Genomic DNA, 11,118 nt, shown 5'->3' on the forward strand with positions numbered 1-11,118 from the left:
CTGGAAAATGATGCGTTAGCGGAAACCCTATATGCCCACAGTCAGGCAACACTATGCTCCTCAAGGACACCTTAAAGGCTTTGCTTCTCAGCCTGACAGGCCTTCAGTGCTCGATCGCCTTCGTCGGTGATGGCGACAATTCGTCGAGCATGCGCTGGGTCAAGCTGGGTGCGTAGGGCTCCATCCACCACGCCTCCGGTGCTGGCGGACGCTCGCACTCCACCGCCAAAACCCTGGGCGGCAACGGATCCGGCATCGACCAGGACTGACAGCCTCAGGTCAGCAGTAGTAAGTAATTCGTGCCGGCCGGCCTGAACGTGTAAAACATCCAAAACGCAGCACAAGCGACCTCTCCCCTGACCTCGTCATATCCAAGCAAGACTCAGTGCTCTCAGAGCCAGAAAGTGCCGAACGTGATCAACGACAATCAGACTTAACCCCTTCCTTGTAGTCCATTTCCCAAACATACTCTTGCCGCCTTTTTTCCGTTGCGGTCGCCCTGGTAGGCACCTAGTCTCGGCGAGTCGTTGCACATCAACGATACAGCTTTGACAGGCTGTGACGGTAAATCGTGTATGGCTCGTCCTCTATGGCGGCTGTACGTGCGGGCACGCTTGCGTGCGCCGGAACTTTACGATTTCCGCCGGTCTGTCAACCCACGTACAGCTGCCACCCTTCTGTTTGACAGCAGGAAGGTGGCCGCACGCCAGAGGAAAATCGTGATGTTGAAGATCGTCCCCGATCCACCCCACAACCACCACTCCCTCGAAGACACCCTGATCCAGGCCACGGAGTACGCCCTGTGCGCGCAGGCTGTGGCGCATCAGGCCATTTCGGTCCAGCAGCCCAAGTCGCCCGCGTCGATTCTGATCATGGCGTTGATGCATGAGATCGAAGCGCTACGGGTGCTGCTCGAGTCAGCGTTGATTCAGGTGCAGATGCCGCAGATGGAGCGCCGGGCGTTCCACTAGGCCGTAGGTCTTGTGTCGCCTGGGCTGGCGCTATCGCGGGGCAAGCCCGCTCCCACGCAACCCCGAGCCCGCAGGGTAATGCCTGCACCCTTGGGAGCGGGCTTGACCCGCGATAGGGCCCGTCCAGGCATCGATCATTTCAGGGAGAGTGAGCAATGAACAAAGACGACACCACGCCCCGCACCACTGCGGGCAAGACCAAGTTCTATCAAGGCGAAGGCATGACCGCCCCGCTGTTCTGCATCGAGCCCGGCATCCCCTGCCAACATGCGCGGGATCAGGCTTCGGAGCTGATGGGCTGCGTGCGGGACCTGACCATCGCCGGGATCATGGAGGAAAAGCCGCAACTGCTCTGGGCATCGTATTACCTGAGCGCGCTGGCCAAGGCGCTGATGGATGATGCGGAGCTTGGGATGAAGCACTGAGCCCTTTGTTGCCTGGGCAGGCCTGTTCGCCGGCCAGGCCTGCGCCTGCAGGGGGCGCAGGTCCCTTGGACAGGCCAGCCAGTACCCGAGGCTCAACCGCCGAAAAGGCGAGGATCAATGATAATCGGGGCCACGAAATCAGGCGTTCGCGTGCCCGCAGGCACCATGTAAGGATCATCCATCGGCAGCTTGTCCAAGGCCCTCAGCACGACCTCATCAAGCTGCGAATCGCCGCTGCTTTCGAGAAGGGAGACGGTGGGGCGACCCTGCTCTGCCGGGAACCGATACGACACTTTAAGCGTCATCGCCTCGGTGTAGCTGAAGTTCTTGAGCGACGCCCCGCGTCTGACCTGTAGGCTCTGAAGGCTCATGAACCCGCTGATCCAGAGCTGGTTGTACTTCTCCACCTGCGCGGCATCCAGCGACACACCGTTGGCCAGCAACGCACGCATGGCCACCCACGCGGGGTCACGGAAATTGCGGGTCATCCACATGTACAGGTTCAAGGCGCCCTGCACATCCTGCGGCCCGCCCTTGCCCTGCTCCATCAACCCACCCAGCCCCACCACACCACCTGGGCCGGCCTGCTTGAAGAGGGCGCGCGCCCGGACGAAGTCGACCGGCTCGCCGATACCGTCACGCGCCATACGGCCCAGCTCGGCGTAGGCAGAGGGGTCGTTGGGGGCTGCTTGCAGGTAAAGCATGCGGGCGCGGTACAGGTCCTGCGGCACCCCGTTACCGGCTTCGTAGAGGGTGCCCAGCAGATGCTGACAAAGCGCATGGCCTTGCTCGCTGGCCATCGTGACCTGCCGTACATCGTCCGGCCGGGCAGTTCGGTGGTTCAAAACGCGGTAACAGGCTTTGGATTGGTCGTCGCGGTGGCTGAAGTCGATGGTTCCGAGTGCCCCGTACAGGTTGCTGATGCCATCGAGGTAAGTCTCTATGGATGTACGGGGTTGCGGTTTGAGGTAGGCCCTGAGGTATTCCTCGGCGCCCTGGCCCAGCATTTCCAAGGCCTGGCAAACGCTGGCGGTGGCCATCAGGGCAATGAATGTGAGGTAGCGGGTCATGAGCTGGCGGTGTCCATACGTGTCATGGGGGCGATCCATCGATGTTGCGCGGTGCGCATGCTATCAGGCGTGCCCAAGGCGAGTCATTGCTGATGAAGCCCATGGCCATCATGTTGCGCACACGGTAGATTGCTGTTGGGGGCCTGCGTTCTCAAATTCACTCAATGAAACGAGCAAACGGGGTAGGTGCGTTGACGTCCAGCCAGCGAGGGGCGGAAATTAAAGGTAGGTCATAATGAAAGTTACCTCAGTATTTGCCGTCCCCGCTTCTAGCGATTCAGAAGGTAGGCGATAGTAGCTAGCGCTCAGTGGGATCTGGAAGTCCCCCCCACTGCTGTTGTAATCGGCAAATTTCTGAGGGGTTTCGAGGGGTATGGGGTTGCCGTTGGTGTCGAATAACTGCAGTGCTATCCCTTTGGCGGTTGAAGATGCATTGAGTGAAACGATGCCTCGGGAAGCGTCGACTGGTTGAGTGTTTGCCTTTAAAGTGTAGTTTACGTTTTTAACGCTGCTGGGGCAGCCTATCAGCCGTAGATTAAAATACACTTTCTTCGCGACACCAGCAGGGTGCTCAAAATCACTCAGCTTGTAGTCAGTTCCCATTTCGACACGAACATCTGGTGTCTCACAAGATATCGGCGTAATGGCACTGCCATTTGTTTGAATTCCGAGAATATATATTTCTTCAACTTGTCGATAACCAAGAACCCCTGCTGGAATTTTTGCGCCGTCCTGTATATCACCTGTTTTAACCAATTGTATTGAGAGCACATCGTTATTCAATCCGTACTTACCGGCCTTGTCAAATACGTCAGGGTACCCCCGAAGAAAATTCCCTGTGTTGGAATTGCGATACCTCCAAGAAATCCCTGTATTGGCTATAGGAAATATCACTGCCTTTGGAGTGGTGTCGCCTACGTTGTTTTTTACTCCTAAGTAGCAATCGCTAAAGCATTGATATGAGCTGTTTATGGGGGAAAGAGCTAAGGAAGGGCTTTCAAATATGACAGTTCCGTTTGGGGTGTCTCGAGCCACTGCTATTGTCGCCGGGATGTCAACTGTTCTAAAATTAAGCTTATGACCGGGAAGGAGCTGAGCGATTACCGCCTTCGCATCGACTGAACAGACTAAGAGAAAGGTGAGTGCGGACACTTGCCTTAATTTCATGCGTATGACTGGCTCCTAAATTAGTTACATAAACGTCATCTGACCTTGTTGGCATAATGAAATTGATTTGGCGATGCTTTCAGCCTTGTCAAATGGCAAATGGCAAATGGAGTGACTATGACTTGTAAGCATAAGATATGGAGCTGTGCTGAATGAACCAGACGATTCTTAAACAGGAAACGCGAGCCAGATGATTCATAAAAGTAAAGAAACGCTCCACAAATCAGTGGACCGCTTAGGCGCTCAATTTGTGGCAGATCTTCGAATGCCAGAAGATAACACGCCCTGAAACCCTCACCAAAATCCAGGGTGTGACTCGGTTCTTCTATCTTCAGCAACGTGCTTTCGGTGGCAAGTACACCAGGCAGACCTTCGGCACCGCGACCACCGGCCCGGCTATCAACTTGCTGCGCATCGAGGAGAACCTCTCTACCGCCTGGCCGGCACCTACGTCGAGAACCTGTCCTGGCTCGATATGGATAAACAAGTGTTAGGCTCGCCGCGCTTTGTGCACAGGCAGAGGTCGCGACTGGACTTGCAGGAAGGGTCTGCGGGTTCAGCGGGCTGGGCTGGATGTTGCAAAAATGCCAACATTTTCCTCACTAACTGCTGGCAATAGGGTCATTGGATTTTCCCCGGCAATATCCCCCCATCCAGCACTTATCGCCGATCGGATCGGACGAATCTCCCCGCGCTTGGTAAACTGGCGCCCATCTACCTTTCCATCGCCTGCCAGCGGCCCGCCGCCTGGCTCCGTCGAGTGCGTGCCCCAGCCTTATGCCATCACCAACCGCTACCTCCCCTGCCCTGCGTCCTGAGCCGTCCCGCCGCTTCAGCGTTGCGCCGATGATGGACTGGACAGACCGCCACTGCCGGTTCTTCCTGCGCCTGCTGTCGAAAAACGCCCTGCTGTACACCGAAATGGTCACCACCGGCGCGCTGTTGCACAACGACGCCCAGCGCTTCCTGCGCCACGATGAATCCGAGCACCCACTGGCCCTGCAACTGGGCGGCAGCGTGCCGGCCGACCTGGCGGCCTGTGCGCGGCTGGCCGAGCAGGCGGGTTATGACGAGGTCAACCTCAACGTCGGCTGCCCCAGCGACCGGGTGCAGAACAACATGATCGGCGCCTGCCTGATGGGCCACCCGGCGCTGGTGGGTGATTGCGTCAAGGCCATGCAGGATGCGGTCGGTATTCCGGTGACGGTCAAGCACCGCATCGGCATCAACGGCCGCGACAGCTATGCCGAGCTGTGCGACTTCGTGGGCCAGGTGCGCGATGCTGGCTGCCGCAGTTTCACCGTGCATGCGCGCATCGCCATTCTTGAAGGGCTGTCGCCCAAGGAGAACCGCGAGATCCCGCCGCTGCGCTATGACGTGGCGGCGCAGTTGAAAGCGGACTTCCCGGACCTGGAGCTGGTGCTCAACGGTGGCATCAAGACGCTCGAAGAGTGCCGCACCCACCTGCAGACCTTCGATGGGGTGATGCTGGGGCGCGAGGCGTACCACAACCCGTACCTGCTGGCCGAGGTTGACCAGCAGTTGTTTGGCAGCGAGGCGCCGGTGGTGAGCCGCAGCGAGGCGATGGAGCGGCTGCGTCCTTACATCGTCGCGCATATGGAAGGCGGCGGTGCGATGCACCATATCACCCGGCATATTCTCGGGCTGGGCCAGGGGTTCCCGGGGGCGCGGCGCTTCCGGCAGTTGCTGTCGGCGGATATTCACAAGACCGACACGCCGCTGGCGGTGCTGGACCAGGCGGCGGAGTTGTTGCAGGGGCGGTAAGGGAACCTGGGGTGGGGTTTTGCATCGAAGGCTTAGCCTTTAATGCAACCTCGGGCCATCAGGCCCGGGGCTGCTGCGCAACCCATCGCGGGGCAAGCCCGCTCCCACGAAGTGGACTGCTCTCAAAAGTTGGAAACCAATCCAACTCTTGGGAGCAGTCCACAGACAGCGTGGGCGCGAACGTGCCGGCGATGGGCCCCGATCCGCATCCGGCGGGCCTTGAGTGGCCGCCGGGGCTCGGGTAATGTCGAGTCATTGCACAGGACAGAGCACGCCCATGACCTCCAAGCTGGAACAACTCAAGCAGTTCACCACCGTGGTCGCCGACACCGGGGACCTGGACGCCATCACCCGGCTCAAGCCGGTCGATGCCACCACCAACCCGTCGCTGCTGCTCAAGGCCGCTGCCATCCCGGGTTACGCCGACCTGCTGAAAAAGGTCAAGGCCGAGGCCAAGGGCAATGTCGACCTAGCTTGCGACACCTTCGCGGTGGCCGTGGGCGCGGGCATTTTGCAAGCCATCCCTGGGCGGATCTCCACTGAAGTGGATGCGCGCCTGTCGTTCGACGAGCCGGCACTGCTGAAAAAGGCCCGCCTGCTGATCGAACTGTACGAAGCCTCCGGGGTTTCCCGCGACCGCGTGCTGATCAAGCTGGCCTCCACCTGGGAGGGTATCCGCGCCGCCGAGAAGCTCGAGAAGGAAGGCATCCAGACCAACCTTACCCTGCTGTTCTCCTTCGCCCAGGCCCAGGCCTGCGCCGATGCCGGGGTGTTCCTGATCTCGCCGTTCGTGGGGCGCATCTACGACTGGTACAAGAAGAGCACCGGCAAGGACTACGTGGGCGCCGAAGACCCGGGCGTGCAGTCGGTCACGCGCATCTACGACTACTACAAGACCAACGGCTACAACACCGTGGTAATGGGCGCGAGTTTCCGCAATATCGGCCAGATCGAGCAACTGGCCGGCTGCGACCGTCTGACCATCAGCCCGGAGCTGCTGCAGCAGCTGTCGGACGATCAGGGCGAGCTGCCGCGCATTCTCAAGCCGGGCAATGCCGGTGAGGCCAAGCAGCAGTTGAACGAAAGCCAGTTCCGCTGGGCGATGAACGAGGACGCCATGGCCACCGAGAAACTGGCCGAGGGCATCCGCCAGTTCGCCCGCGACCAGGAAAAGCTCGAGAAGCTGATGGCAGAAAAGGCCTGATACATATCGGGTTTGCCAAGCGGGCGGGAAGTGCGCAGCATTTTCCGCCCGTTTTGTTTTGCCACCCTGCAAAGCATTTGAATTCAAGGGCCTCTTCGCGGGGCAAGCCCGCTCCCACAGTAATAGTCCTGTGCTGTCACTGTGGGAGCGGGCTTGCCCCGCGAAGAGGCCAGTCAAGCCCCCAGAGCCGTCGATGACCTCCCGCGCCCCATTGCCCCTAGTTCTTGCAGGCCCGCTACTGCGCCGCCTCGAACCCCAGCGCCTGGCCATCTGGCTGGTCGGCTCGCAACCGCTGCTGCCCGAATTCATCCTCGGCTACCCGGGCATCACCCCGAGCCTTCACTGCACTACCCTCGCGGTCGGCGCTCGGGCATTCGTACACCTGCTGGACATCCATTTCGACAAACCGCTGCCCTGCGACATCGCGCTTGAATACGACCTGCTGATCAACGGCCAGGGCATCGCCGACTGGGCGCCGCACCTGCTCTACCCCGGCAGCACCCGGCCAGATTTCGTGCTGCGCGAGCGCCTCGACCAGGTGCTCCACGGTTCATGCCGCAAGCCGCACCATCCGGCGGCCGACGGCCTGCTGTGCGCCGACCGCCTGCTGGCCGCCTGCACCCAGCCGCAACAACGCCCCGCCGTGCTGTTGATGACCGGCGACCAGGTGTACGCCGATGACGTCGCCGGCCCCATGCTGCGGGCAATCCATGAACTGATCGAGCGCCTCGGGCTGTTCGACGAGCCGCTGGAGGGCGCCGTGGTCGACAGCGGCGCGGCGCTCTACCGACACCCGGCCTGCTACTACCACCGCGCCGACCTGCTGCCGGCCCAGGAGAGCAACGAAACCCTGCGCGAGCGCTTCTTCGGCGGCAAGCGCAAGCCGATCTTCTCGTCCAGCAATGCCGACAACCACCTGGTGACCTTCGCCGAGGTGATGGCCATGTACCTGCTGGTGTGGTCGCCGACGCCGTGGGCGCTGGTGCGGCTGGACATGCCGGCGGATCTCACCGAGCAGCGCCAGGCGCGCTACCGGCACGAACTGCCGCTGATCGAAGCGTTCCGCGATGGCCTGGGCCAGGTGGCGCGGGTCATGGCCCACCTGCCCTGTCTGATGATCTTCGACGACCACGACATCACCGATGACTGGAACCTCTCGGCGCAGTGGGAACAGACCGCCTATGGCCACCCGTTCTCGCGGCGCATCATCGGCAACGCGCTGCTCGGCTACCTGCTGTGCCAGGGTTGGGGCAACGACCCGGACGCCTGCGCGCCGCTGATCGAGCAGTGCCAACGCTTTGCCCAGCAGCGTGCCAGCCAGGATGAACTGATCGGCGAGCTGCTGCGCTTCCAGGGTTGGCAATATGAGCTGCCCAGCAACCCGCCGCTGCTGGTGCTGGACACTCGCACCCGCCGCTGGCGTAGCGAAAGCAACCTGGGCAAACCGTCCGGCCTGCTCGACTGGGAAGCGCTGTGCGAACTGCAGCAGGCGCTGATCGACCATCCTTCGGCGGTGATCGTCTCGCCGGCGCCGATCTTCGGGGTCAAGCTGATCGAAACCGTGCAGCGGGTTTTCAGTGCGCTGGGCTATCCACTGCTGGTGGATGCCGAGAACTGGATGGCCCACCGCGGCGCGGCACAGGTGATCCTCAACATCTTCCGCCACTCGCGCACGCCGGGGCATTACGTGGTGCTTTCGGGCGACGTGCATTACTCGTTCGTCTATGAAGTGCTGATCCGCCACCGTCAACGCAGCCCGCACCTGTGGCAGGTGACCAGCAGCGGTATCAAGAACGAGTTTCCCCGGCGCCTGCTGGATGTGCTCGACCGGCTCAACCGCTGGCTGTATTCACCGCGCTCGCCGCTCAACTGGTTCACCAAGCGTCGGGAGATGGAGGTGGTGCCGCGGGTGCCCAGCCACAGCAAGGCCGGTGAGCGGCTGTGGAACAGCGCGGGGCTGGGGCAGGTGTTTTTCGATGAGCAGGGGCGGCCGGAGCGGGTGTATCAGCTGAATGCCGATGGCACGGCGGCGACCGAATTCATCCAGGGCTGAAACAATCGCGGGGCAAGCCCGCTCCCACGCCGAATTGTGGGAGCGGGCTTGCCCCGCGATGAATATCAGTCAGGAACGCTCGAGCGCGCTCACCAGGTCGTGGAACGCCTCGCGGTTGGAGTCGTTCAGCCCCATGAGGATCTTGTGCGCCTCCAGCACCTTGGAACGCACCACGTCTTCGCTCTGATCCTGCGACGGCAGGTCGGTCAGGCACTCGGGGCATGGCACCGGGCGGTCGACGATGTTGAACACCTGGTCGAAGCCCATGGACTGCAACAGGCGCGAGATGTCCGGGTTGGTGGTGACCACGGTCGGCAGCAGGCCAACTTTCTGCCGCGACAGGATCGACAGCTTGGCCAACAGGCCCAGCGTGGTGCTGTCGATGCTTTCGGTTTCGGTCAGGTCGATGACGATGGCCGAGAAGTTCAGCGCAGTGAAAATCTTCTCGATCGTCGCATCCAGCGCCGAACACAGGGTCAGGCGCACTTCACCGACAAATTTCAGAACGAAGGTGCCGCTCTGTTCGGCGAACTGGATTCTACCGGTACTCATTCAAGGTTCCTGCTCAACACCAATAGGGCGATATCATCCGGCATCTCCCCAAGCGTAGCCAATTCGAATCGTTGGCGCAGCCCCTCCAGGCTACCCCCCGCTTCCTTGACGATTTCCGGCAAGGTCGCTTCCTTATCTTTGAGTGTGCCCCCTGGCAAAAGGTCCAGAATGCCATCGGACATGAGCGTGAGGCTGAACTGCGGTGGCAGCTCCAGCACCAGGTCCTGGTAGCTGGCCTCATCGAACAGCCCCACCGGCAGGCCGCGGCCTTCCAGGTAGCGGACTTCACCCGGGGTGTACAGCACCGGCAACGGCAAATGGCCGCCGACACTGTAGGTGAGCAGGCCGGTTTCCTCGTCGATGACGCCACCGACCATGGTCACATGCTTGCCCAGCTTGCAGTTGATCAGCCCGCGGTTGATGTGGCTGAGCACTTCAGAAGGCTTGAACTCGCGCAACTTGCTGCCGCGCTTGAATTCGAACAGCAAACGCGTGGTCATGAACTTGAGCAGCACGGTCACGAACGCCGACGACGCGCCATGGCCGGAAACGTCTGCCAGGTAGAACGCAATGCGCCGGTCATCCACGCGGAAGTAGTCGGCGAAGTCACCCGACAGGTACAGCGACGGGATGATCTGGTGCTCGAAGGTGTATTCGCCGGCAACCCAAGGGTTCTCGGGCAGCATGTTCATCTGCACCTGGCGCCCGGCGGTCTGGTCTTCCTGCAGCAGGTGCAGGCTGGCCTCGAGCTCGCGGTTGGCGGCTTCGAGCTTGTCGCGGTAGCGCTGGTTCTCCAGCACCAGGCGCGAGCGGTCGAGCGCGCGGCGCACCGAGTGCTCGAGCACGGCGAGGTCTTCAAGCGGCTTGATCAGGTAATCGGCGGCGCCCAGGCGCAAGGCCTCGACCGCGTCGCTCATGACACCGGCACCGGACACCACGATCACCGGCAACTGCGGCGCGCGCTCGCTGATCTGGCGGATCAGTTCGAGGCCGCCCATCTGCGGCATGCGCAGATCGCAGATCACGAGGTCGGGCTGGTGTTCTTCGAAGACCTGAAGGCCCTGCTGGCCGTTCCCGGCCTGGAGGACGCTGAAGCCACTGTCTTCCAGATAGGCGGCGAGGCTGGCACGGACCACATCGTCGTCATCGATAATCAGCAGCGTTGCACTGGTTTTCTGCATGTGGGCGAACGGCGCCGATTTGGTTGGCGTAGCGGGCGTCGGCAAGCCGGCGCAACGCTACTGGAATACTGTGTGATCACTCACTCTCTGAGTTGTAGGACAAGAAAACTCGCCCGGCAAATAGCAGTGGTGCCCTGTAAGGCGCAGACGGTACTCCCATCCGCCGGGCGTTTCAAGCACACAAGGGTCGAGTGCTGCGCAGTAATCACTCGTGGTTATTACGGGCTGTGTTTCGCACACTGTTATGCATATCCGCAGGCCCCCGCAGACGTTGCAGGCCTGCTCAGCAACTGGCGATTGCCGATGCAATTTGCCCGGACGTATGATCGGCGCTACAGCCTGCACAGCGGCGCAACCGATGGAAAGGACCGAGCATGCACCTGACGCCCGACAGCCACAGTGAAAAACGCGATTTCATCCGCATGCGCATCGACACCGAGGTCAGCCTGCTGCATGAGGGCCAGGTGATCGCTGCGGTGTGCCTGGACCTGTCCAGCAGCGGGATGCAGGTGCAGGCGCCACAGCGCTTCCAGGTGGGCGACCGCATCGAGGTGCGCATCGACTCCGACCACCCTGCCCTCAAGGGCTTGCATGCCAGCACCGAAGTGGTGTGGATTGCCGACCAACCAGGCGGCGAACAGAAGTTCGGCCTGCGCATCCTGGCCATGCACTGAACGCAAGACGCAAAAAGGCGACCCGAGGGTTAATGC

10 protein-coding genes and 2 pseudogenes are annotated in these 11,118 nt (G+C 61.1%); 7 read left to right on the forward strand and 5 right to left on the reverse strand.

What is annotated here, in order from left to right:
- Positions 1-71: 71 nt before the first annotated feature.
- Positions 72-293 (reverse strand): annotated as a pseudogene (locus tag RTH46_RS10525) (lysis protein); the annotation flags it as partial.
- A 429-nt stretch (positions 294-722) separates the two neighbouring features.
- On the opposite strand from RTH46_RS10525, the gene RTH46_RS10530 reads away from it, so the two are divergent.
- Complete coding sequence (locus tag RTH46_RS10530; RefSeq protein WP_110995302.1) at positions 723-971, forward strand: hypothetical protein; 249 nt, start codon at positions 723-725, stop codon at positions 969-971.
- Positions 972-1,126: 155 nt separating this feature from the next.
- The gene (locus RTH46_RS10535; RefSeq protein ID WP_316905640.1) at positions 1,127-1,396 is read left to right on the forward strand and encodes a DUF3077 domain-containing protein; all 270 of its coding nucleotides are present in this window, start codon (positions 1,127-1,129) and stop codon (positions 1,394-1,396) included.
- 92 nt (positions 1,397-1,488) lie between these two features.
- On the opposite strand, the gene RTH46_RS10540 is transcribed toward RTH46_RS10535, so the two are convergent.
- Positions 1,489-2,466, reverse strand: coding sequence for a hypothetical protein (locus RTH46_RS10540; RefSeq protein WP_316905641.1), 978 nt, complete (start codon positions 2,464-2,466; stop codon positions 1,489-1,491).
- A gap of 219 nt (positions 2,467-2,685) precedes the next feature.
- Positions 2,686-3,618, reverse strand: a complete 933-nt coding sequence (locus RTH46_RS10545) for a fimbrial protein (RefSeq protein WP_316905642.1) — start codon at positions 3,616-3,618, stop codon at positions 2,686-2,688.
- Positions 3,619-3,872: 254 nt separating this feature from the next.
- On the opposite strand from RTH46_RS10545, the pseudogene RTH46_RS10550 reads away from it, so the two are divergent.
- The 4 genes and pseudogenes from RTH46_RS10550 to RTH46_RS10565 form a co-directional block, all read left to right on the forward strand.
- A pseudogene (locus RTH46_RS10550) lies at positions 3,873-4,108 on the forward strand (DNA adenine methylase); the annotation flags it as partial.
- 302 nt (positions 4,109-4,410) lie between these two features.
- Positions 4,411-5,418 (forward strand): tRNA dihydrouridine(20/20a) synthase DusA, encoded by a 1,008-nt coding sequence (gene dusA, locus RTH46_RS10555; RefSeq protein WP_316905643.1) that lies wholly within the window; start codon positions 4,411-4,413, stop codon positions 5,416-5,418.
- 277 nt (positions 5,419-5,695) lie between these two features.
- Positions 5,696-6,622: a transaldolase gene (gene tal, locus RTH46_RS10560; protein WP_258645869.1), complete on the forward strand. Its 927-nt coding sequence runs from the start codon at positions 5,696-5,698 to the stop codon at positions 6,620-6,622.
- 193 nt (positions 6,623-6,815) lie between these two features.
- Entirely contained in the window at positions 6,816-8,675 is a 1,860-nt protein-coding gene (locus RTH46_RS10565) for an alkaline phosphatase D family protein (protein WP_153785112.1), read from the forward strand.
- Between the two features lie 69 nt (positions 8,676-8,744).
- On the opposite strand, the gene rssC is transcribed toward RTH46_RS10565, so the two are convergent.
- Positions 8,745-9,227: an anti-sigma factor antagonist RssC gene (rssC, locus tag RTH46_RS10570; RefSeq protein ID WP_316905644.1), complete on the reverse strand. Its 483-nt coding sequence runs from the start codon at positions 9,225-9,227 to the stop codon at positions 8,745-8,747.
- Entirely contained in the window at positions 9,224-10,408 is a 1,185-nt protein-coding gene (gene rssB / locus RTH46_RS10575; RefSeq protein WP_153785113.1) for a two-component system response regulator RssB, read from the reverse strand. The genes rssC and rssB overlap by 4 nt, the downstream gene beginning before the upstream one ends.
- A gap of 374 nt (positions 10,409-10,782) precedes the next feature.
- Here rssB and RTH46_RS10580 point away from each other — a divergent pair, with 374 nt between their 5' ends.
- The gene (locus RTH46_RS10580; RefSeq protein WP_125463388.1) at positions 10,783-11,082 is read left to right on the forward strand and encodes a PilZ domain-containing protein; all 300 of its coding nucleotides are present in this window, start codon (positions 10,783-10,785) and stop codon (positions 11,080-11,082) included.
- The last annotated feature ends 36 nt before the right edge of the window (positions 11,083-11,118 follow it).

It is taken from the genome of Pseudomonas sp. zfem004, assembly GCF_032621715.1.
GTDB classification, from domain to species: domain Bacteria; phylum Pseudomonadota; class Gammaproteobacteria; order Pseudomonadales; family Pseudomonadaceae; genus Aquipseudomonas; species Aquipseudomonas sichuanensis.